13 protein-coding genes are annotated in these 22,614 nt (G+C 72.0%); 6 read left to right on the top strand and 7 right to left on the bottom strand.

The genetic code is table 11. From position 1 onward, the window contains the following. Nucleotides 1-51: 51 nt before the first annotated feature. The 6 genes from ABZ860_RS23015 to ABZ860_RS22990 all read right to left on the bottom strand — a co-directional run bounded on the left by ABZ860_RS23015 (nucleotide 52) and on the right by ABZ860_RS22990 (nucleotide 11,048). Nucleotides 52-1,323 carry a TIGR02679 family protein gene (locus tag ABZ860_RS23015; RefSeq protein ID WP_357223406.1) on the bottom strand — a complete coding sequence of 424 codons (1,272 nt, stop codon included), beginning with the start codon at nucleotides 1,321-1,323 and terminating at the stop codon, nucleotides 52-54. After that, nucleotides 1,320-5,756 carry an SbcC/MukB-like Walker B domain-containing protein gene (locus ABZ860_RS23010; RefSeq protein ID WP_357223403.1) on the bottom strand — a complete coding sequence of 1,479 codons (4,437 nt, stop codon included), beginning with the start codon at nucleotides 5,754-5,756 and terminating at the stop codon, nucleotides 1,320-1,322. The genes ABZ860_RS23015 and ABZ860_RS23010 overlap by 4 nt, the downstream gene beginning before the upstream one ends. Beyond that, on the bottom strand, nucleotides 5,753-7,186 hold the full coding sequence (locus tag ABZ860_RS23005; protein ID WP_357223400.1) for a DUF2398 family protein: 1,434 nt from the start codon (nucleotides 7,184-7,186) through the stop codon (nucleotides 5,753-5,755). The genes ABZ860_RS23010 and ABZ860_RS23005 overlap by 4 nt, the downstream gene beginning before the upstream one ends. Beyond that, the gene (locus ABZ860_RS23000; RefSeq protein WP_357223398.1) at nucleotides 7,183-8,739 is read right to left on the bottom strand and encodes a TIGR02677 family protein; all 1,557 of its coding nucleotides are present in this window, start codon (nucleotides 8,737-8,739) and stop codon (nucleotides 7,183-7,185) included. Before ABZ860_RS23000 ends, ABZ860_RS23005 begins: the two co-directional genes overlap by 4 nt. 502 nt (nucleotides 8,740-9,241) lie before the next feature. Beyond that, the gene (locus ABZ860_RS22995) at nucleotides 9,242-10,102 is read right to left on the bottom strand and encodes a haloalkane dehalogenase (protein ID WP_357223395.1); all 861 of its coding nucleotides are present in this window, start codon (nucleotides 10,100-10,102) and stop codon (nucleotides 9,242-9,244) included. A 130-nt stretch (nucleotides 10,103-10,232) separates the two neighbouring features. Next, nucleotides 10,233-11,048: an NAD(P)H-binding protein gene (locus ABZ860_RS22990; protein WP_357223393.1), complete on the bottom strand. Its 816-nt coding sequence runs from the start codon at nucleotides 11,046-11,048 to the stop codon at nucleotides 10,233-10,235. Nucleotides 11,049-11,368: 320 nt separating this feature from the next. On the opposite strand from ABZ860_RS22990, the gene ABZ860_RS22985 reads away from it, so the two are divergent. From ABZ860_RS22985 to ABZ860_RS22965, 5 genes are all read left to right on the top strand, one after another. Next, nucleotides 11,369-12,310 carry a sugar ABC transporter permease gene (locus tag ABZ860_RS22985; protein ID WP_357223390.1) on the top strand — a complete coding sequence of 314 codons (942 nt, stop codon included), beginning with the start codon at nucleotides 11,369-11,371 and terminating at the stop codon, nucleotides 12,308-12,310. A gap of 37 nt (nucleotides 12,311-12,347) precedes the next feature. Then, a complete protein-coding gene (locus ABZ860_RS22980; protein WP_357223388.1) occupies nucleotides 12,348-13,157 on the top strand; it encodes a carbohydrate ABC transporter permease in 810 nt (269 codons plus the stop codon). 31 nt (nucleotides 13,158-13,188) lie between these two features. Next, nucleotides 13,189-14,526, top strand: coding sequence for a sugar ABC transporter substrate-binding protein (locus tag ABZ860_RS22975; RefSeq protein ID WP_357223385.1), 1,338 nt, complete (start codon nucleotides 13,189-13,191; stop codon nucleotides 14,524-14,526). A gap of 10 nt (nucleotides 14,527-14,536) precedes the next feature. After that, nucleotides 14,537-15,583, top strand: coding sequence for a LacI family DNA-binding transcriptional regulator (locus tag ABZ860_RS22970; protein ID WP_357223382.1), 1,047 nt, complete (start codon nucleotides 14,537-14,539; stop codon nucleotides 15,581-15,583). A gap of 91 nt (nucleotides 15,584-15,674) precedes the next feature. Further along, nucleotides 15,675-17,747, top strand: coding sequence for an alpha-galactosidase (locus tag ABZ860_RS22965; protein WP_357223379.1), 2,073 nt, complete (start codon nucleotides 15,675-15,677; stop codon nucleotides 17,745-17,747). A 62-nt stretch (nucleotides 17,748-17,809) separates the two neighbouring features. Here the strand turns inward: ABZ860_RS22965 and ABZ860_RS22960 are convergent, their stop codons facing one another. After that, nucleotides 17,810-19,522 carry an RICIN domain-containing protein gene (locus ABZ860_RS22960; protein WP_357223376.1) on the bottom strand — a complete coding sequence of 571 codons (1,713 nt, stop codon included), beginning with the start codon at nucleotides 19,520-19,522 and terminating at the stop codon, nucleotides 17,810-17,812. Between the two features lie 594 nt (nucleotides 19,523-20,116). Between ABZ860_RS22960 and ABZ860_RS22955 the strand changes: the two genes are divergently transcribed. After that, nucleotides 20,117-22,570 (top strand): N-acetylmuramoyl-L-alanine amidase, encoded by a 2,454-nt coding sequence (locus ABZ860_RS22955; RefSeq protein ID WP_357223373.1) that lies wholly within the window; start codon nucleotides 20,117-20,119, stop codon nucleotides 22,568-22,570. The last annotated feature ends 44 nt before the right edge of the window (nucleotides 22,571-22,614 follow it).

The raw sequence follows: 22,614 nt of genomic DNA, 5'->3' as shown, positions 1-22,614 counted from the left end.
CTTCGTCGCGCAGGCCACGCAGGTCAACGTACGACCGCCCCTCGCGCCGTGTCACCCCCGCAGGTCCGCCAGCAGGGAGTCGGCGACGGACTCCTCGTAGACGGCGCTCCCCCGCTCGCGCATCGCCTCGGCCAGCGCGGGGTCCCAGGGCGTCGGCACCGCCCGTTCGGAGAGCCGGAGGTGCTCGTCGCCCTCGGGGAGGTCGCCGAGGTGCGCGAGACCGGCGAGGTAGTCGGCCGCGGTCATGCGCCACAGCTCCGCGCCGTGGCGCCGTGCGGCGACACCGGCCATGTCCACTCCCGGCCAGTCGAAGTCGCCGTGGTACCGCAGGCGGGCCCCGCCCTCTACGGCGAGCGCCGCCAGCCGGTGGAAGGCCGTCGACGGGCGCCCCTCAGTGCAGACGAGGGGCGGGCACTGCGGCCCCAGCTCGGCCGCCGCGCGCCGCAGGACGGCCGGGTTCTCGCAGACGTGGACCACCGGAGCGCGCAGGACGACAGGGAAGGTGTTCAGCTGGTGGAGGGTGACCTGGAACGGCGCGCCGAAGCGGGCGGCTCCGGTCAGCCACTCCCCAAGCCCCTCGCCCTCCGCCGGCAGGTTCAGGACGAGGATCCGGCTGGCGAGGTCGTCGACGACCACCTCATGGCGATCCCACAGGTCGCGGCGCTCCTCCGCAGAGCCGGGAGCGGGAACGCCGGCGCGCATCGCCAGGGCACGCAGGACCAATGTCGACAGGGTGCCCGGATGGTCGAGGGCTTTCGGATGGTGGGTGATCTTGGCGGCCAGCTCGGCGAGGGTGACCGGCAGGCAGCCCTCGGTCCGCGCCTCCAGGAACTCCAGGACGCGGGCGGCCCGCGCGAGAGCCCCGGCCGTGCGCGAACGGCCGGCCAGCCTGCTGACGGTGCCGTCGCGGCTCACCTCGTCGAGCCACTCGCGGTACCACTCCGCGCTCTCGTACAGCGGGCTCTCCTTCGCGGGCCGCAGGGCGTCACCGCGGGCAGCGAGGGCGCGGGCCGCCTCACGCGGCCGGTTGCGCAGCGGACCGCCGATCGTTTCCAGCAGCGCGGCGAGGGTGAGCCCGGTGCCGGCGCGTACGACGGCGTCGAGTTCGCTCAGTGTCACGCTCATGTGCTTGACGCCCGGGTCGCGGTAGTCGCCGGTGATGCCGATGATCGCCTTGCGCTCCGCCTCGTCGGGATTGCCGACCCCGACCGGCGGTCCGTCCAGGCTGCCGCCGTTCTTCTCCAGGCGGCGCCGCGCGGCGCGGAACAGGCGCTCGTATTCCGCTCCCCGGTAACGCTCCACCGCCTCCGAGGCCGACGTCATATCGCGACCTCCACGTCGTCGGGTTCCTCGTCGCCGTCGGCGGCGAGGAGGGTGCCTTCGGCGATGGCGGGGGCCCGGCGGCTCGGCCGGAAGCCCAGCAGCGTCTCGGCCAGCTCCTCGTTGCCGGAGAAGCCGGCGTCGGCGTCGATGGTCTGGGCGCCGTCCCAGAGCATCAGCATCGCCGACACGGCGTGGGCGCTCTTGTCGTGGTGCATGTCGTAGTGCGCGGCCATCGGCACGGTGTCGAAATGGACCCACAGGTCGTGGCCGGTCATGAACAGGTCGAGGCCGAACTTCACGGTCAGGCCCAGCAGCTCGGGCTTGTATCGGTCGTCGATGCCGGCGAACGCCTCGTCCAGCGCGATCACGCGCGGGCACGTGGGCTTGGCGGAGGAGTAGAGGGCGTTGGCCGCGGCGAACAGCGGGAGGTGGATGGCCGCCGACTTCTCCCCGCCCGACATCTCCTCGTGCTTGGCCCGGGTGAGCTTGACCTCCTTCTCCCCCGGCACGGCGAGCACCAGCTCGAAGCCGTACCAGCTGCGGTAGTCGAGCACGTCGGCCAGGGCCTGCCGGTACGTGGCACGCGGATGGGCGGCCCGGTAGTCGCGGATCATCTCCCGCAGCAGGCCGCGCAGCTCGCCCAGCCCCGCCGCGCCGAGCCCCTGCGCGTCCCGGTCGAGGAGCCGCGACACCGCGATCTGCCGGTCGTTCAGCCGGTCGGAACGGCCCCACCGGATGCCGATCCTGGTGCCGGACGACATGGGCCGCGACCGGGTGTCCTCGTTCATCCCGCGCACCAGGTCGCGCGCGGTGCGGACCCGGTCGTGCACCTGCTGGGCGAGCGCGGTGAGCAACTCGTCCTCCAGCACCGTCCGCTCCCGCTCCTCCAGCAGCAGCCCCTGCTCCGCGACGCGGTCGGCGACGCGCCGGGCGAACGCGGCGACCGGATTACGTCCGCCCTCGTCGCTGACGTAGACCATGACGACGCCGGTGGGATCGTGCTCCAGGCGGTAGTCCTCCGCGCAGCCGTCGAGTGCGTCCTGGAACGTCCGCAGCGAGGCCGACAGCCGCCCGGCGGTGTTCTTGAGCGCGCTCTCCCCCGGCACGCGAATGTCCGCCATCTGCGCGGCGAAGGCGTCGAGCAGCGCGGCCACGTCTCCCGGCAGCACCCGGCCGACCAGGGCGGCGGGGTCCGGCGGCGGTCCGCCGGAGTGGGCGGACAGTTCCGCGGCCACCGACGCGGCCGCCTCCGCCGGCTCGGGCCAGCCGACATGCGCGGGCCACGGCGCCGTCACCGTGACGCCGAGCAGCGGGCGTAACTCCGGGTGCGCGTACGGCCCGAACGACGCGACATGCTCGAACAGGTGCCCGAGCGCCTGGCCCAGGGATGTCTGGCCGTGTTTGAGGTCGTTCTGGGCGACGATCAGCGTCTCGTTCTCCCGCGCGGCCGTGGCGGCGTGCTCCTCGCACCTTTCGCGGACCTCGGCGAGGCGGCGCTCGGCCTCGCCGATCTGGGCGAGCACCTCGCGCAGCGGCGCGTCCAGGGCCTCCTCGCCCGCCCTGAGCTCCTCGACGTCGGCCCGGTGCTCCCGTTCCTTGTCCTCCAGAGCGCGGGTGTCCGCGCCATGCCGCTCGCGCTGCCGGGCGATCGCGGCCTGGCGGGACGCGAGGTCCCGCTCCTCGGCCGCGGCCCGCTCGCGGCCGTCGTGCAGCCGCTGCGCCGTCGTGAGGAAGTCGTCGACGGCCCGCGCGACCGCGTCGACCTCCGGTTGGGCGACGGGCATGCTCCGCTCCGCCGCCACCTGCCGCAGCCTCCGGCGCGCCGCGTCGACCTGGGCCACCGCGGCGTCGAGTTCGCGGCGGCGGTCCGCGAGCGCCGACCGCGCCTGGGCCAGCAGCGCGGACTCCTGCGACACGCGGGTGACCGCCTCGACGACCGCCGTCGCGGACGGAAGCTCCCGCCGGGCCCGGGCGAAGTCCTCCAGGCGGCGGTTCGCGCGCGCCAGGTCGCGCTCGGCGTCCTCGTGTGCCCGGGCCGTCTCACCGATCGTCTCGTCATATTCGGCGAGCCTGGCCGCGCGGCGGCCGGCCCGGTTCGTGGCCCCGATGTACTCGGGCGACGGCTTGGGCAGGGCGCCGACCAGGAGCCCGAGGCCGAACTGGGCCCGGCCGGTCACCGTCGGCGCCGCTCCCCCCTCTTGACGCCGGTAGGGCGTGATCGTGTCGGAGACCGCGACCGAGCTCAGCAGGTCCGCGATGACCGCCGCCGGCACCAGGTCCTGCTCCTCCGGCACGAGGACGTCGGCGAGCGTTCGGCCGGACGGACGGCTGTCCTCGGGGAGCGGGACCAGGTAGCCGTCGGATTCCAGGACCTCGACGGCGTCGAGGGTGTGCCGTGCCTTCGGGTGCACCCAGGCGGTCAGCAGTCCCGCGCCGTACAGAGCGCCTTCGAGGCCGGCCGCCTGCTTCTCGTCGAGGCCGTCGGCGAACCGGACGAGCCGCCACAGGGGCGCCCCCGGCCGTCCGTCGCGGTCCGCCGTCCGGCGGTCGTCGTGCGGCGGCGCCTCATCGCGCTCCGCCGCGATCTCCTCCCGCTCGCGGCGCAGGCGGACGAGGTCGGCGGCGAGGTCGCGCACTCGTGCGGACAGGCGTTCGGCGGACCTGGCCGCCTCGGTCCGCCGTTCCTCGGTCCGCACGCTGTAGACCTCGGCCAGGGACGGCGCCCCGGCGTCTCCCGCGTGGGCGAGGGCCTCGGCCAGCGCCTCCACGTCGGCAGGCCCCGCCACCGCTTCGTCATCCCGCAGGTCCACGTGCTCCGTGCGCTGGTGTTCCGTGCGCTCGTGTTCCCGGCTCGCGTCCCCTGGGCGCTCGTGCCCTGGGTGCTCGTGCCCTGGGTGCTCGATCTCCTGGTGCCCGTCTACCGGAGGTTCCGGCGAGCGGGCCCAGCGGACGGCCCAGGCATCGAGGGCCTCCCGCGCGAGGCGGCGCGCCGCCGCCAGCGCGGCGTCCGCGGCCTCGCACCGCCGTTCCCGTTCCTCGACGTCCTTGTCCGCCTTGTCCTGGTCGGTCTCCGCCCGCAGGCGGTCCCTCTCCGCCCCGGACACTCTCGCGATCTCGTCGCGGACCTTCGCGACGTCGTCGCGGCGGGCGGCGGCGCGTGCCCTCGCCGTCGTGAGCAGGTCCTCCCCCGTATCGGCCGGGCCGTCCCCGTCATGGCTGACGCCGGCCCGCTCGGCCGCGTCGGCGAGGTCCGTGGCGTGGCGGACGATCGCCGCCCGGGCGCCTTCCAGCCGCTCCGCGAGCTCACCCGCCTCGCCTTCAAGGGCGGCCAGGTGCTCCGCGCCGTCCGCCAGCCGGGCACGCTCCCGTTCGATCTCCTCGCCGGTCTTGACGACCTGACGGCGGCGCAGTTCCAGCTCGCCCCGCGCGCGGTAGGCGTCGTCCGCGCGAAGGGCGGCGAGGCGGCGCTCCAGCCCCTCCCGCTCGGCCTCGGCCGCCGCGGCGGCCGCCGCCGCGTTCTCGCGTGCGGCCGCGGCCCCCTTGCGCGTCTCCTCCGCCCGCACGAGCGTACGGGCGTGCTCCACCGCGCCGTCCATCTCGCTCTGGATCCGGGCGAGCCGGGCCTTCGCGTGGGTGCGCAGGTAGGCCGTGTAGTCGGTCAGGAACGCCCGCACGGCCGAGTCCGCGGCGGCGAAGTCGTCGAACTGCTTCTGGACCGCCGCCAGGTTCTCGAAGTCGCGCGCCGCCTGGTCGACGAGCTCCTCATCGAGGGGGCTGAGACCCGACGTGAGCGTGCCCGAGACCTTGTCGGGGTCGAGGTCCTTGGCCAGCAGCGGCCGGCGCAGCGCCAGCAGCAGGTCGAGGAGCTGGGTGTAGCGCTCCCTGCCCAGCCCGAACAGCCGGGCGTCCACCGCGTCGCGATACTGCGTGGCGGTCTCGCTGTGCGCGTCCGGACCGAGGACGGCCTTGAGCTGCCGCTCGGTGAGCGGCCGGGAGTCGGGCGCCAGCAGCCCGAAGTCGACGCCGAGGCGCTTGTCGGTGACGAAGAACGAGGTCCGCACCCCGTCCCTGTGCCGGTGCGCGCGGATGCCGATGACGAGAGTGACGGTCTCGTCGGTCGGCGCGGGCTCCGCCCCGATCTCCCGGCGGGCGAACTCCATCCACACATAGCCGTACTCGGCCTCCTGCCCCCGGTAGAGCAGGTTGGACTTCATCGTGCGGTTCTCGCCGCTGAACGGGTCGAGCCGCCGGGCGTCCGCCACCCCGTCGAGGATGAACGGGAAGAGCACCTCCAGCGCCTTGGTCTTGCCCGAGCCGTTGTGCCCGCGCAGGACCAGGCGCCCGTCGGCGAAGGCGAACTCCTCGTCCACGTAGTCCCAGACGTTGATCACACCGGCCCTGCTGGGACGGAACCGGTCGGGCGGCGGCGTCATCGCTCCTCCTCCTGTGTGGACGAAACCTCCCGCATGGGCGGACCTTGCAGGGGCGGGCCCTTCCGCGTGGCCGGCTCCGGCAGCGCCACCAGCGCCAGCTGGCCGCCCGAGGTCCGGGTGGGCAGGGCTGCCCGGATGTTGCGGTACCGCAGCGCGGCTGGCAGAACCAGCACGCCGCCGGGCACCGGCCTGAGCAGCATCAGGTCCGCGAGAAAGCCGACGACGGCGTCGAGCAACCCGCGGGGGTCCTGCTGCCAGCTCGTGGTGAACGAGGCCGCCCCGAACTCGTCGTACAGCTCGGCCGTCATCGTCTCCAGGCGGCTGCGCTCCACGAACGGCGCCTCGGCGGGCGGGGACCTGTCGCCGGACCGCTCGGCCTCGGGCGGGAACCAGGCGAGCTCGGCGACGACTCCATCGCGGGGCAGGCCCGCGTCCATCCGTGCCACGAGGCCGGCCTGGTCGTCGGCGAGCGCGGGCACGGGCAGCGACTCCGGCACGTGCTCGGGGTCCTCCAGCAGGTCGGCGATCTTCGCCAGCAGGAGCCCGGCCGCCCGGCTCACCGCGTTGCCCCGGCCCGGGAACGGCCGGTCGGTGAAGACGCCGCCCGGGTCGGCGAGCATGACGCCCTCCGCGCGCCGTTCCAGGACCAGGCCGGTGAACCGGACCAGGTCCTCGGCGAGACCCGGGGCGCGCAGCGCGTCGGCCACCTCGGGCTCGACGTCCGCGTAGTACACCACGGGGAACTCGACGAGCAGCCGCCGCGCCCTGCGGGCCGGGTTCGAATACGGCGGCTCGTGCACCAGGCCGGCCGCGCTGCCGAGGTGCTGGACGGGCCGGGCCGGCTTGAACAGCACCGCGCAGATGTCGTGGTCGATGTCGTACAGCGCGTCGCCGCGTTCGGTGTCGCGCGCCCACCACTCCAGGCTGCCGTCGGACAGCCGGAGCGCCCCGCGGTCCACGAGCCAGCCCAGCACGTCGACGATGGCCGCCTTGTGCGATCCGATCGCGGGGTCGAAGCCGAGGCCGTCGATGGAGTTGGCCAGCGGCGTGAAGATCCGCACCAGGTCCGCCAGGCTGATCTCGATGCGGGAGCGCTGGAACGACCCGAGGACCAGGCACAGGTAGGCCAGCCTGCGGCGGTCGAACGGCTTGCCCTTGCGCGAGAAGATCGATTGCTGGGTGTCGTCCAGGACGTCGAGGCGGCGGACCAGCCGCACGTGGTGGGTCGTGGCGATCAGCGTGTAGCCGAGCAGCTCGCGGAAGTCGCGCGTCATCTCGTCGGCCCAGCGCAGCACCTGGTCGAGCACGCCGGGCCGCGGCCGCTCCTTGGTGATCAGATCGCAGGTCAGCACGCGGCGGACCGCCTGCTGGTAGGAGCCGAGGTCGGCGACGGAGACGCCGGCGGCGGACCGGGCGCGCGGACTCGTCACCTGGCACCCCCTGCCTTCGAACCAGTCCCCGAGCCTGTCACCGGCGTCCGCCCGGCGATCTCGACCCGGAACCCGGGCAGGTGGAGCAGTCCCTGCGCGGTGCGCACGGCGCTTCCGGTGTCGCTCGGCACGAGCCGGATCATCACGGCGTCGTCGGCGCCGGAGCCTCTCTTGAGGCGACCGGCGACGACCGTGCGTCCCTCCAGCGCCCGCGTCATCAGCTTCAGCAGGACCCGGGTCTCGGACTCGTCGAGCACCCGCCCGTGCGCGCCCAGCTCCGCGAGATGGCCGGCGGCCGCCCGCTCCGCCGCACGCTCCGCGGCCTGCTCGCGACGCAGCGCCGCCCGCGCCCCGGGATTGCCGCGCACCGGAGCGGGCACCCCGGTGGTGGGCGCCTTCCCGCTGCGGAAGAGCGTGACCGACACCTCCACCCCCGGCGCGTCCCACCAGGTCGCCCTGGGCGAGATCTGTTCGGTGTCCTCGTGGGCGGCGCCCAGGTGCCGCGCGCTGCGCAGGTTGAACGCCGCACCCATCAGGGCGTGCGCGGCGCCCTCGTCCGGCGCGTTCCACACCCATTCGGCCAGATGCCGGAGCTGGCTGGCCCGGTTGACGCCGCCGCGCTGCGCCTCGGAGATCTGCCGCAGCAGCGCGATCACCCCCGACACCGCGATGCGCGTGGCGTTGCGCAGCTCCCCGGCGCGGGACTCTTCCGGCCCCTGGGGAGCGAACCACGCCCGCAGGACGGACCAGCGGCGGCGCCAGTCCTCCAGCCGCTCGTCCCGTTCCATGAAGGGCCGCTCGTCCGCCGCCGCCGCACGGTCGAGCAGGGAGGCCAGGCCGCTCGCCTCGACGTCCCGTACGGCCATGGCCAGGCGGGGCAGGTACCGGTCGAGCTCCGCCATGAACTCGGACATGTGCGTCAGCAGGGCGTTCTTGTAACGCAGGAACGTCTCGGGAGAGGCGTCGGTGGACCGGATGATCTCGCCGAGCGTCACGTGGAAGTGCGCGGACCGGCGGCCCATGTCCTCCATCACCGAGTCCAGCCGGGACAGCCGGCGGTAGACCTGCTCGCCCTCCCCCGCGCGGTTGGCCACCGCGAGCGCCTTGAGGTCCTCCAGGATGTCGGAGAAGACCAGCCGCGACAGGTTGGCGTCCTGGATGCGGGCCGCGAGCAGTCCCTCGACGGAGGTGTAGGCCCAGTAACCGAGCTCGCTGAACTGGTAGACCGACTGCCTGTTGCGGTAGCGGACGAGGTTGCCGGCCCGGGACGCGTCGTCGAACCGGTGCACCACCCCGTCGTCGTACAGCGCGTCCAGCCGGTCGCGCAGGTTGCCGTCGAACGTGGGGACCTCGTCGTGCAGCCGGGCCAGCTCGTTCAGGGCCGCCTGCACCTCCCCGGCGTCCACCTGGACCTGGTGCACCTCCCGCAGCCGGTCCATCGCCCGCAGCACCCAGAGGTAGGCCACATGGTCGTCGCGCCTGGTGAAGTTGAACAGCCTGAACCGATCGCTGATCGCGAGCGAGTCGAGGTCCAACGCCCTGCGGTCCGCCATCCGGTCCCCCCGATCCGTGTCACGGGTCCGTGTCACCGATCCGAGGCACAGATCCGTGTCGCACCCGCCCGATCGCGGAGTCCCGCCCGCAACCAGAGGCGGACGGGGCTCCGCGTGCCGAGAAGACCGTATTGGAGGGCACCGACAGTTGCGACCTGCGCGGGGCAGGGGCCGGTGGCCTCAGCTCACGGAAACGGAGTAGCTGTTGGCGCGGAAGTCCATGCCGCCGCTCGACGAGGTGATCTCATAGCCGAGCCGGTTCACGTTCCGGCTGACGTTCGGATAGGACTTCACGCCGCCGGTGTGGGGGGTTCGCCCCCGGCGTCGAAGCGCTTCGACGTCATTTCGACGGTCCGAAACCTTCTCGACGCCGGGAGTGGGGTCACAGTAGGACCGCGCGCACATCGAGGAAACCCCGGCGGGAAAACTTCTCCGACCCCCCGGTCAAGCCCACCTCGGCCCGAGGCGCGCGGGAAACTTGCACGCACAGGACGCCCAGGTGTCACCGGAGCCCGTGCGCCTTCGCCCAGTCCGCGACGGCCGCGGCGATCAACTCCGGGTGGTCCTCCGGGGTATGGTGCCCCGCGACCTCGTCGAACCGCCGGATCTCGAGGCCGGCCATGGAGGCCGCACACCAGTCGATCATGTCCTGGTGCACCATCGTGCCGGGTCCGGGCGCGAAGGCCAGCAGGAGCTTCGGCACCTGCGGGCTGGCGGCCAGCCACGCGTCGTACGCCTCCACGCGGGCCACCACGTCGGCGGGCTCACCGCCCAGCGGCATCGAGCGCGCCCATCGCAGCAGCGGCAGGCGGCTGTCCCGCGTCGGGTACGGCCGGCGATAGACGGCCAGATCGCTCTGGTCCATGGGGGTGGCGACACTGCCCGGCAGCCCCGGTTCGATGAAGACGTTGTCGTCCAGGATCATCTTCTCTCCGACGCCGTCGGTCTTGATCGCCGCGAACAGCTCCCGGCCGCCTTCGGGGAACTCCTCCCAGGTCATCGGCTTGACGATGGCCTCGGTGAAGGCGATTCCCCGCACCCGGCCGGGATGACGGGCGGCCCAGTCGAAGGCCAGTGCGCCGCCCCAGTCGTGGCCCACGAGGACCACGTCGTGAAGGCCGAGGGCGTCGAACCAGGCGTCCAGGTAGCGAGCGTGGTCCGCGAACGTGTACGCGATGTCGGGCTTGCCGGAACCACCCATGCCGATCAGGTCGGGGGCCAGCCGGCGGCCCTCGCCGACCGCGGGGATGACGTGCCGCCACAGGTGGGACGAGGTGGGGTTGCCGTGCAGGAAGACCATCGGCGCCCCGGAGCCGGTGTCGCGGTAGTGGATGGTGGAGTCGAGAACGTGCTGAACGGGCACGAGAGGGGTCCTTTTCAGATGTTGAGGTGCAGAATTCGGTCGACCGCAATCTCGATGACGACGCGGCCGGGCGGGTTGGGCGGGGCGGCGCCGTCGCGTCCGGCGTGGCGACGGACCACCTCGATCGGGCTCATCGGAAGGCGGCGGCGTTGCGGCCCGCCCAGTCGGCGAAGGACCGGGGAGCACGGCCGAGGATGCGCTCGACGTCCGGGCTGACCTGCCGCTCGGCGTCCAGCGGCTCCCCCAGGATGGCGAGTGTCCCCTCCACCACCTGCTCGGGCATGAACTGCAGCATCTGTGCCCGGGCCTCCTCCCGGGTCTGCTCGGCGAACCGCACCGGCGCGCCCAGCGCGGCGCCGATCGCCGCCGCCCGTTCCCGCGGCGTGGTCGGCGCGGGACCGGTCAGCTCGTAGACGCGGCCGGCGTGCCCGCCCTCGCGTAGGACGGTCGCGGCGACCTCGGCGATGTCGGCCGGGTCGATGGTCGGCAGGCCGACGTCGCCGAACGGGGCGGCGGCCGTACGACCGCCTCGGATGGACTCCGCCCAGGCGTAGGCGTTGGAGTGGAAGCCGCCGGGCCGCAGGATCGTCCACTCCAGGCCGGACCGGCGCACCGCGTCCTCGAATGCGGCGGGGTGGCGGTAGAACTCCGGCCTGGTCCCCGCCCCCTGCGAGGACAGCAGGACGACACGCCGGACCCCGCCGGCCCGGGCCGCGCCGAGGATCGCCTGCGGGTCCTGACCCGCCACCAGCAGGAACAGCGCGTCCGCGCCGTCGAAGGCGTCCTTCAGCCCGGCGGGGTCGTCCAGGTCGCCTCGCACCTGCCGTACACCCGCGGGCAGTTCGGCGGTCCGCCGGGAGACGGCGGTCACCCGCTCACCCGCTGCGGTGAGCAGCTCGACCAGCCGGCGTCCGACGTTTCCGGTGGCACCCGTGACCACGATCATGATTGGGCTCCTTCTGAGTTAGATGACTGACTGAGAAGAAAGGTAGCGACACATCGGCCACTTGTCGATACCAAGTCAGTTGACCGACTGAGGAAAGGCGAAGAGCTGGGCCGTCGCCCCAGCGAACCGGCGGCGGCCGGCCCTTACGTCTACTGAACGGAGCCTGCACTGAACGGAGCCTCGCCCCGGCGAGTGGCGTACTCGCGGCCCCCCGGGGCGATTCCTGCGTCACGAACACTTGACGACTCGGATGTTATCGATAACTCTTCTCTCCATCACCTGAGCCCTCCGGATACACCGGTGGCATATGGAGAACGAATGTGACCGATAACATCACTTACGCCCAGCCCGTTCGAGGCCATCGCCGGGCGGAGCGCCGGCTCGCGACGCGGCTTCGCCCCGTCGCCGAGGCATACGCCCTGCTCGCGCCGAGCCTCGCCGGCTTCCTGCTGTTCCTGGTGGCGCCCATCTTCGGCGTGGCGGCGCTGAGCCTGTTCGACTGGAACCTGATGGGCGCGCCCTCGTTCGTCGGACTGGACAACTACCGCGAGCTCGCCGCCGACTCCGAGGTCTGGCGGGCCGTGCTCAACACGATCTACTACGTGGTGCTCAACATCCCGGCGCAGACCGTGCTGGCGCTGCTGCTGGCGCTGGCGCTGAACCGGCGGATGCGCGGCGGCAAGGTGCTCCGGGTGGTCTTCGTGCTGCCCTGGATGGCCATGCCGGTGGCGCTCGGCATCATCTGGTCCTGGGTGTTCGATCCGAGATACGGAGCGGTCAACCAGCTGCTGGGCATGGTGGGGATCGACGGCCCCAACTGGCTCACCGACCCCGCGTGGGCCATGCCGGTGATCGCCTCGGTGAACGTCTGGCAGTACACGGGCTACACGATGCTGATCCTGCTGGCCGGGCTGCAGGCGATTCCCCACACGCTGTACGAGGCCGCGGCGATCGACGGCACCACGCCGGTGCAGCGGTTCTTCATGATCACCCTGCCGCTGCTGCGGCCGTCGCTGTTCTTCGTGCTGGTGACGAACACGATCGGGTCGTTCCAGATCTTCGACACGGTCTTCGTGATGACCCAGGGCGGTCCTGGCGGCGCGACCGACGTGCTGAACTTCCACATCTACCAGCAGGGGTTCCAGCTCTTCCGGTCCGGCTACGCATCGGCGCTGGCGATGGTGCTGTTCGCGCTGATCCTGCTGGTCACCGCGGTGCAGTTCCTCTACTTCCGCAAGCGCACCGTCTACGACTTCTCCTGATGACCCCGATGAAGAGGACCCAGATGAAGGGGACCCGATGAAGAGGATCGCTCTGTATCTCGCGCTCTTCGCGGGCGCCGTGGTCTCGGTCGCGCCCTACCTGATGACGTTGAACTCGGCGTTCAAGGAACCCGCGGAGGTGCTCACCTCCCGCGCCTGGGAGCCCGCCTTCCCCGTCACGCTCGAGAACTTCGCCCAGGTCTGGTCGCAGTACGACATGGCCGGCTTCCTGCTGCACTCGCTGATCTACGCCGGGGCCGTCACGGCCGGCCAGGTCGTCTTCAGCACGATGGCCGCCTACGCCTTCGGCAGGATGTCGTTCCCCGGCCGCGACGCGCTTTTCTGGGGCTACCTCGCGACGATGATGGTGCCGCAGATCGTCACCCTGGTCCCGCTCTTCCTGATCATGCGGGAGTTCGGGCTGATCGACACCTATCTCGGGCTGATCCTGCCCACCGCGTTCGGCACGCCGTACGGGATCTTCCTGGTGCGGCAGTACTTCCGCACGATCCCCAGGGACCTGGAGTCCGCCGCGCGCATCGACGGCGCGGGCACGCTGACCGTGCTCGTCCGGGTGCTGCTCCCGCTGAGCCGGCCGATCCTGGCCACCCTCGCGACCATCACGTTCATCACGACCTGGAACACGCTGCTGTGGCCGCTGATCGTCACCAACGGCGACGCGACCCGGGTGGTCACGCTCGGCATCTCGGCCATGAAGGGTCAGTACTCCTCCCAGTATCACCTGATCCTGGCCGCCGCCGCCCTCGCGCTGCTGCCGCTCGTCGTGATCTTCCTGCTGTTCCAGCGGCACATCGTCCGTTCGATCGCCCTCACCGGGCTGAAGTAACCACCCCCCGTAGAGAGAAGGGCATGCACATATGTCCAGAAAAATCGCACTATCTGCTGTCGCGACGGCGGCCCTGCTGTCCCTCGCCGCGTGCGGCGGCGGAGACGACTCGGACTCGACCGGCGGCGCCGTCACGCTCAGGTACGCCATGTGGGACGAGGTGCAGAAGCCGCCGATCGAGCAGTCGATCCGGGAGTTCGAGAAGGCCCACCCGACCATCAAGGTGCAGATCGAGCTGAACGCCTGGAACGACTACTGGAGCAAGCTCCAGACGCAGCTCGCCGGCCGCTCGGCCCCCGACGTGTTCTGGGACCACGTCTCCTACTTCCCCAAGTTCAGCAAGGAGGGCGTGCTCACCGACCTGGCGCCGCTCATCGCCCAGGACAAGGTGGACACCTCGATCTACGACTCCAAGCTCGCCGAGGGCTGGAAAGTGGACGGCAAGGTCTACGGCCTGCCCAAGGACTGGGACACGATCGGGCTCTTCTACAGCACCAAGGCCCTCAAGGACGCCGGGCTCACCCCCGCCGACCTCGACGGCCTCACCTGGAACCCCACCGACGGCGGCACCTTCGTCAAGACGCTGCAGAAGCTCACGGTCGACGAGAACGGCAAGCACGCCGGCGAGCCCGGCTTCGACCCCAAGAAGGTCAAGCAGTACGGCCTCGCCATGCAGGCGCCCACCGGTCAGCAGGACTGGTGGAACTTCGCGCTGCAGAACGGCTGCAAGCTCCAGGACAAGCCGTGGGGCCGGTGGACCATCGACCAGCCGGCCTGCGTGCAGGCCATCCAGTTCGTCCAGGACCTGCGGCTGAAGTATCACGTCGCGGTGCCCGCCACCGTTACCAACCCGCCGAACGGCCCGTCCCTGGACCAGGTCGTCGGGCGCGGCGAGGCGGCCGCCGCGATGGACGGAAGCTGGATGCTGCGCGCCTTCGACACCGCGCTGCCGAACGGCGGATTCGGCGTCGCCGACCTTCCCGCGGGCCCGGCCGGCAAGGGCAGCGTCTACAACGGCCTGACCGAGGCCGTGTACGCCGGCACCAAGCACCCGAAGGAAGCGTGGGAGCTGCTCAAGTGGCTGACGTCCGAGCGCCATCAGAAGGCCGTCGCCCAGGCGGGCGCGGTCTGGCCGGGCATCACCTCGCTCAACGACGTGTTCGCCGACGCGTGGAAGGCCAAGGGCGTCGACGTCAGTGGCTTCAAGAAGGCCGCCGAGGGCACCACCATGGGCTACCCGCTGACCGAGGCGGCCGACGTCTACAACGTCAAAGCACTCGACATCTTCAACCAGGTCTGGCTGGGCCAGCTGTCGCCGCAGGACGCCGCCCAGAAGATCACCACCGAGGCCAACGCCGCCATCAAGTAAGGTCTGACTCATGGAAGTTACCGGTCACATGCCTGCCCAGGACGCTCCGCGTACGCGGTCGGCGAGCATCTGGGACGTCGCCCGGGTGGCCGGTGTCTCCCAGCAGACCGTCAGCCGCGTCATCAACGGCAAGGCCCGGGTCAGCGAGGCGACCCGGGCCAGGGTCCTCCAGGTCATCGCCGAGCTCGGCTACCGGCCCAACCGGCTCGCCCAGGCGCTGGCCGGGGGGCCGGTCCGCTCGGTCACCGTCCTCACCTCCGACACCGCCCTGTACGGCGCCGCCGCCACGCTGCGCGGCATGGAGGAGGCGGCCAGGACGGCCGGCTTCTCCGTCGGCATCAGCGTGCTGGAGCGGGACTCCGGCCAGGCGGACATCGCCCTGCGGCTGAACCGGCCCGGGGAGGCGGCCATGGTGATCGCCTTCGACGACGCGGGCGTGCGCGCGCTGCGGGCGCTGCCCGCGGACGTCCCGGTCGCGGCGGCCGTCGAGCGGCAGCCCGACGACGGTCCCGACGACCCCTGGCAGGTCTGGCTGGACGACCGCGCGGCGGCCGCGCACGCGACCCGCTACCTGCTGGGCCTGGGACATCGCACCGTCCACTACGTGGCCATCCCCTCCTCCACCAGCGCGCTGCCGCAGCGCACCCAGGGCTGGCATGACGCGCTGCATGCGGCCGGCCGCCCGGTGCCCGAGCCGCTGCCCGGGGGCTGGAGCCCTCGATCCGGCTACCTCGCCGTACGCTCCCTGCTCGCGGACCGCTCGGTCACCGCGGTCCTGTGCGGCAACGACGACCTGGCGCTGGGCGTCATGCGGGCCGCCCGCGAGGCCGGGCGGGACATCCCCGGCGACCTCAGCGTGGTCGGCTTCGACGACTCCCCGCCCTCCGCCTACCTCAACCCCTCGCTCACCACGGTGCGGCTCGACTTCGAGGGCCTCGGCCGGGCCTGCTTCGGCCTGCTGCACCGCAGGCTGGACCCGCAGAACGCCCCGGCCGTCCCGGCCTGGAGCGAGCCCGAACTCATCGTGCGGGAGAGCAGCGGCCCCGCGCCCGCCTGACCTCCCGCGTCTCCACGGCCCTCCGCCGCGCCACGCGGGCGGAGCGGTCCGGCATGCCTGCCGCCTTCTCCTTCGCCGTCGAAAGGCTGAGATGATCCACCACGACTCCGAACACCGCCTGTGGGTGCTGTCCGGGCCGTCTTCCTCCTACGTACTGCACCTCGACGAGGCCGACCGGCCGCGCGTCCTGCACTGGGGACCGCGGCTCACCGCCGAGCAGGCGGCCTCGCTGCTGCTGCGGCTGCCGCGGCCCGGCTTCCGGCCGGTGGAGGACCCGCTGGAGGGCTCCTTCGACCTGGTCGCGACCGGGGGCCTGTGCTACGGGCACGCCGGCCTGCAGGTGCGCTTCGCCGACGGCACCCGCGACCTGGAACTCGTCTTCACCGGGCAACGCCGCACCGATCGGGAGCTGGTGCTGGCGTACGCCGACCGTCACTATCCGCTGGCCGTGGAGTGCCACTACCGCCTGTACGGCGACGTGATCGAGCGCCACCTGGTCCTGCGCAACGAGGGCGAGCCCGTCACCGTCGTACGGGCCGACTCCGCCACCTGGGTGCTCCCCCGGCTGGACGGCTACCGGCTCAGCTCCGTACGCGGTCAGTGGGGCGCCGAGACCCGCCTCCACCGCACGGAGCTGCCGTACGGCGAGACCGTCCTGACCAGCCGCAGGGGCGTCACCGGCCACCAGGCCAACCCCTGGGCGATGGTCGACGACGGCACGGCGGGCGAGGAGCACGGCGAGGTCTACTCCTGCGCGCTGGCCTGGAGCGGGAGCTGGCGGCTCACCGCCCAGCGCCTTCCCACCGAGCGGGTGACGCTGTCCGCGGGATTCGGGCACGACCCCGTGACCCATGAGCTGGGCGCCGGCGAGGAGCTGGTCACGCCGGTGTGCGCCGGGCTCTACAGCGAGGGCGGCTTCGGCGCGGCCAGCCGCGCCTGGCACGACCACCAGCTCCGGCATGTCCTGCCGCACGCCGGCGAGACCCGGCCGGTGCTCTACAACTCCTGGGAGGCCACGGGCTTCGACGTCTCACTGGACGGGCAGATCCGGCTGGCGGAGTCGGCCGCCCGGATGGGCGTGGAGCTGTTCGTGGTGGACGACGGCTGGTTCGGCGCCCGCACCCACGACGCCGCCGGACTGGGCGACTGGTATCCCAACCCGCACCGGTTTCCCGACGGGCTCGGGCCGCTGATCGACCGGGTGCACGAGCTGGGCATGCGGTTCGGGCTGTGGGTGGAGCCGGAGATGGTCAACCCCGACAGCGACCTCTACCGCGCCCATCCCGACTGGGTGATCCACCGGCCGCACCGGGCTCGTACCGAGCACCGCAACCAGCTCGTGCTCGACCTGTCCCGGCCCGAGGTCGGGGACTGGCTTCACCGGACGCTGGACGAGTTGCTGGCCAAGAACGCCATCGACTTCCTCAAGTGGGACATGAACCGTCCCTTCACCGAGGCCGGGCCGGACGAGCGGCTGTGGCTGGGCCACGTCCACACCCTGTACGACGTGCTCGACCGGCTGCGCGCCGCCCACCCCCACGTGCGGATCGAGTCGTGCAGCAGCGGCGGCGGCCGGGTGGACCTCGGCATCCTGCGGCGCACCGACCAGGTGTGGACCTCCGACAACACCGACGCCCTCGACCGGCTCGACATCCAGCACGGCTTCTCGCAGCTCTACCCGGCCCGCGTGATGGGCGCGTGGGTCACCGACAGCCCCAACCCCTACACCGGCCGGGAGATCCCCCTCGACTTCCGTTTCCACGTGGCCATGGCCGGGGTGCTCGCGATCGGCGGGGCCCTGACCGAGTGGAGCCGGGCCGATCTCGATCGGGCGGCCGAGCTGGTCGCCGTCTACAAGCGGATCCGCCCGCTGGTCCAGCACGGCCGGCAGTACCGCCTGCTGCCGCCGGACCGCGAGCTGTCGGCCGTGCAGTACCTCGCCGCCGACGGCGCGGAGGCCGCCGTGCTCGTCTACCGCCGCGCCCGCCGGTTCGGGCACGCCGATCCGGGGATCCCGCTGCGTGCCCTCGACCCGGACGCGCGCTACCGCGACGCGGCCACGGGAGAGGTCCACCACGGGGCCGTCCTGCTCACCCACGGCCTGTTCCCCGATCTGGCGCCCGGCGACTACGCCAGCGCCCTGGTCCACCTGGTCCGGGAATAGGCATACGGGGATAGGCGCGCGCGAGGAGGCCGCCGGGCGCCCGGCGGCCTCCTGCGTGCATGTCATCTCGGCGTCAGGACCAGCCGGTAGGCGCCGTTGGCGTCCTGGTTGGCGATCGGGATCGTGACGCTGCCGTTGGTGACGGTGTAGGCGTTCGACCACACCCGGGTCGCCGCCGCCACGTTCGTCTTGCGTCCCGAGCCGGGGACGTACTCGAGGGTCGCGGTGACCGAGGAGCCCAGGCCGCCGATCCCGTCGACGCGGATCGTGTTGTTGCCGGCCTGACCACCGAAGACCAGGCTGAACGTCCTGCCGTCGTAGGCGGCCACGCCGTCGTTGTACGTGGTCGGGGTCACCTTGACGATGTTGCCGGTCTGGTCGGCGTACCACTTGTACATCCAGTAGGACGCCGTCGGCTGGCCGTTGTACAGCAGGCCGTTGAGCGTGCCGGCCTCGTACCAGAACGCCCGCTCGGCGTCGCGCACGCCTGCGCGCTCGAACTGCGCCACGTAGTGGTTCGCGCTGCTCGGCACGTCGATCTCGCTGGTCGCGGCGTACTCGTTGATGGAGATGGGCAGCGGCGAGATGCCGAGCTCACGCTCCAGGTTCCGGTAGGCCTGGACGTTGGCGGTGACCTGCTGCCATCCGCTCAGCTCGTGCCACGACACGACCTGCGGCAGCGTGTTCGTCGCCTTGGCGTTGGTGAGGAAGGCCCGCATCGCGTTCACGTTCCAGTACGAGTAGCTCGGCCCCATGATGGCCTTGTTCGGCTCGCTCTGCCGGATCCGCTGGTAGGTGCGCACCCACCCGTCGTTGAAGGAGACGCCCGACGCCGACGGCCAGGTCCAGTCCGGCTCGTTCCACGGCTCCCAGGCGTCGATGTTGCTGACGCCCGCGGACTTGGCCGCCGCGATCATCTTGTCGATCCGGCTGTACCAGTCGTTCCAGTTGGTCCAGTTGTAGGGGAAGCCGTCGAAGCTGTCCGCCATGTCGACGGTGATCACGGCGCCGATGGCCGCGGCGTTCTGCCAGATGTTCAGCGTGTCGCCGATCGGAACCGGAGAGCCGTTCGGCCGGTGCTCGTGCAGCGGCGGCGGCTGACGGAGCTGGTGCAGCTTCAGCGGCTGCATGATCGACACGGGCGGGGTGTTCGCGTCGGACAGGCCGTACAGGGTCCCCGACCCGACGCGGGTGACCGGGCGCACGACGCTGGCCGCGTCGACCACGAGGGCGCTGCCGCCGCCGGTCGTGGTGCTCCACTTCTGGTTGCTCTGCCCGTTGCAGGTCCACAGGATGACCGCGGTGCCGTTGGCCGTGTTCCCGTGGTCGACGTCCAGGCACAGCCCCGACTGGACCCCGGAGATGGAGCCGTCGCTGTTCTGCCGCCACTTCTGGTTGTTCTGGCCGTTGCAGGACCAGATGATCACCGCCGTGCCGGCCGAGGTCTGGTTGTTGTAGGCGTCCACGCACCGCGTGCCGTTCATGGTGCGCAGTTCACCGGCCGAGGTGAACTCGAAGCCCTGGTTGGCCTGGCCGTTGCAGTCCCAGATGTCCAGTGCGGTGCCGAGCGTGTCGACGTTGCCCTTCACGTCCAGGCAGCGGCCGGCGGCGACGCTCACCAGCGGCGCGGGGGCCGCGGAGGCCGGCGCCGTCCAGGTGAGCGCGGTGGCCGCCATGGTGGCGAGTGCCGTGAGCAGGCCCATGAGCGGGCGCAGTGCGACGGCGCCCGGCGAACGTCGCCGCCCGGCCGCCGGGCGAACGGGTAAGTCGTGCATCGTTCTTCTCCTCGTCGGGGGGGTGGTGAGGCCGGAGTGGGCGGCAGCCGCACTCCCGGCCGGTAGGGGGTCGCGGGATCGGCGACGATGTGAGTTATCGGTAACATCAGGGTCTAGAACCTGCCGCCCACGGTGTCAAGCGGCACTTGCGGACCGATCGGCCGACCGGAATCCAGAAATTGTGCTCGTCTCCCTGCTCACAGCCCCCCCTAGGGCACGGGAGGAGGCCGGTCGAGCGTGAAAGATTCATGCCCGCCCGGCCGCTTCCTTGACGGCCGGAAGTGATAGCGGTAACACTTCCTCAACCCGGCTCTCGCACGGACATCCCCCCAAGAGGAGTGCTCATGGCTCAGGAGGAGCGGGCTCGGCCCTCACGCCGCCCGCGGGTGGCACCGGCCGGCGGCTCCCGCGACCAGATGTCGCGATCTGATGGAGGTGCGCTCCGGGCGAGGATTTTCATCTGACTCGGCCAGTCTGGCGAAAAGTTACGATCTCGACGAGATTTGCGTGGCGCTCTGGCGCACGGCCGCGCGCGGAGGTGTGATTGCCCCGGCCTGATCCCCCCTCAGGCATTCGAGAAGGGGTCGCACAACGTTGAGAACTCCACATCGCGGCATCGCCGTCGCGGTCGTCGCGGCGGCGGCGCTGTTCCCCGCCGCGCCCTCCGTCCTGGCCTCCACCTCCACCGCCGGGCCGCGGGTCTCCTGCACGGCGACGCTGTCGGCGCCCACGCGCGAAGCCGCCTTCGGCGAGGCGGCCGAGGCCACGGGCGTGCCGGAACCGCTGCTGAAGGCCGTGGCGTACATGCTGTCCCGCTGGGACGACCACAAGGGCAGGCCGAGCTCCGACGGCGGCTACGGGGTGTTCGACCTCGGCGACCGGGCGCCCGGGGCATGGGACGGCGCGGACAAGGGACGCGCGACCGAGGCCACGAGCCAGATCGCGGCGGCGGCGGAGCTGACCGGCCTGACGGCCGACGCGCTGCGGCGCGAGCCCAACGCCAACGTCTGCGGCGGCGCCGCGCTGCTGGCGTCCTATCACGACGGCGGCCACGACCTGGGCTCCTGGCGTGACGCGGTGGCGCGGTTCGGCGCCAAGCACGACTTCGTCCGGCAGGTCTACCAGACCCTGCGCGACGGCGAGAGTCGCGTCACCGCCGACGGCCAGCGGGTCACCCTCGCCGCGGACGAGTCGGTCGCCCTGCCTGCCGCGCGGCTCGCCGCCGACGCCGGTGTCGACTGTCCGTCCGGCCTCGACTGCGAGTGGCTGGAGGCGCCGTACGCCAAGGGCTCCGCCAATGCGCCGGACAACACGACCGACTACGGCAACCACGACATCGCCGACAGGACCGGGCCGGGCGGGCCCAAGCTCGACTACATCGTCATCCACGACACCGAGGGCTACTACGACCCCTCCGTGCGGTTGGCCCAGGACCCGACCTACCTCGCCTGGAACTACACCATCCGGTCCTCCGACGGCCACATCGCCCAGCACCTCGACGCGAAGGACGTCGGCTGGCACGCCGGCAACTGGTACGTCAACATGCACGCCATCGGCATCGAACACGAAGGCTTCGCCGGAACCGCCGGCTGGTTCACCGAGTCGATGTACCAGACCTCCGCCGCACTGGTGAAACACCTCGCGCAGAAGTACGGCATCCCGCTCGACCGGGCGCACGTCATCGGTCACGACCAGGTGCCCGGAACCGTCCTCGGCGCGACCAAGAGCATGCACTGGGACCCGGGCCCCTACTGGGACTGGGACCACTACTTCGACCTGCTCGGCGCCCCGATCGGGGGCGGCCGGAAGACCACGACCGACGTCGCGCCCGGCGACGTGGTCGAGGTGCGAACCGGTTACCAGGACAACCCGCAGCCGCTGACCGGCTGCGCCGCCGCCTCCCCGCCCTCCCCCGACTGCGTCGCCGGAGCCGGCACCAACTTCCTGCCCCTCCGCCAGTCGCCCTCGGAGAGCGCGCCGCTCGCCGCCGATCCCGGCTGGAAACCCGGCTCCACCGCGGGCACGACGTACGCCAGCGACATCAGCGCCCGCGTCGTCTCCGGCCACAAAATCGTCGTCGCCCAGGTCCAGGGCGACTGGCTCGGCGTATGGTGGGCCGGCTCCCTCGCCTGGCTGCACAACCCGGCCGACCGGCCCGTCGTGGTCCGGGCCCAGGCGAAGACCGTCACCGTGAAGGCCGGGGCGACCACCCCCGCCGCCGTCTACGGCCGCGCCTACCCCGAGGCGACGGCCTACACCGGCACGGGCATCCCGGTCCAGGCGCTGTCGCCGCTGGAGTACAAGATCCAGGCCGGCCAGACCTACGCCGTGAGCGACGACGACGTCGTCACCGACTACTACCGCGCGGTGTCGTTCGACGGGTCGGCCCCCGGCGACCGCACCGACCTCAAGGGACAGGACCGCTACTACCAACTCTGGTACGCCCACCGCCAGGTCTTCGTCCGCGCCGCCGACGTGGACCTGCACGACGCCCAGCGGTCGCCGGTGTCCAGCACCACGCCGCCGGAGATCACCGGGACCGCGAAGGTCGGCGGCGAGCTGACCGCCTCCACCGGCACCTGGTCGCGGCAGGTGGCGGGCTTCACCTACCAGTGGTACGTGGACGGCACCGCGGTCTCCGGTGCCACCGCGTCCACGTATCGGCCGGGTGTCGCGGACCTCGGCAAGAGCGTGCTCGTCGAGGTGACCGTCGACGATCCGTACTTCACGGCCACGCCGGCACGGTCGGCGGCCACCGCGCCGGTCGCGCCGGGGACGTTCACCTCGGCCGAGCCGCCCGCCGTGAGCGGGACGCCCAGGGTCGGCCACAGGCTGAAGGCGTCCCCCGGCACGTGGACGCCGTCGCCCGAGAAGGTCGCCTACCAGTGGCTGCGCGACGGCGTCCCGGTCAGGGGCGCCACGGGGCGGACCTATCACCTCACGGGCCACGACCGCGGCGCCCGCGTCGCCGTACAGGTGACCGTGTCGGCGAAGGCCTACGCGAAGGCCACCGCCACCTCGGCGGCGACCCGGCCGGTGACCCCCTGACAGTACGGCCGGCCGGGGAGGCCCTTCCTCCCCGGCCGGCCGTC

The organism is Microbispora sp. NPDC046973 (assembly GCF_040644495.1).
GTDB lineage: Bacteria > Actinomycetota > Actinomycetes > Streptosporangiales > Streptosporangiaceae > Microbispora.
This window is presented reverse-complemented; position numbering and strand designations above follow the sequence as displayed.

What these genes read in the sequence shown, in the direction of transcription:
- ABZ860_RS23015 (WP_357223406.1), bottom strand. Translation starts at nt 1,323, where the DNA reads ATGACGTCGGCCTCGGAGGCGGTGGAGCGTTACCGGGGAGCGGAATAC.
- ABZ860_RS23010 (WP_357223403.1), bottom strand. Translation starts at nt 5,756, where the DNA reads ATGACGCCGCCGCCCGACCGGTTCCGTCCCAGCAGGGCCGGTGTGATC.
- ABZ860_RS23000 (WP_357223398.1), bottom strand. Translation starts at nt 8,739, where the DNA reads ATGGCGGACCGCAGGGCGTTGGACCTCGACTCGCTCGCGATCAGCGAT.
- ABZ860_RS22990 (WP_357223393.1), bottom strand. Translation starts at nt 11,048, where the DNA reads ATGATCGTGGTCACGGGTGCCACCGGAAACGTCGGACGCCGGCTGGTC.
- ABZ860_RS22980 (WP_357223388.1), top strand. Translation starts at nt 12,348, where the DNA reads ATGAAGAGGATCGCTCTGTATCTCGCGCTCTTCGCGGGCGCCGTGGTC.
- ABZ860_RS22975 (WP_357223385.1), top strand. Translation starts at nt 13,189, where the DNA reads ATGTCCAGAAAAATCGCACTATCTGCTGTCGCGACGGCGGCCCTGCTG.
- ABZ860_RS22970 (WP_357223382.1), top strand. Translation starts at nt 14,537, where the DNA reads ATGGAAGTTACCGGTCACATGCCTGCCCAGGACGCTCCGCGTACGCGG.
- ABZ860_RS22965 (WP_357223379.1), top strand. Translation starts at nt 15,675, where the DNA reads ATGATCCACCACGACTCCGAACACCGCCTGTGGGTGCTGTCCGGGCCG.
- ABZ860_RS22960 (WP_357223376.1), bottom strand. Translation starts at nt 19,522, where the DNA reads ATGCACGACTTACCCGTTCGCCCGGCGGCCGGGCGGCGACGTTCGCCG.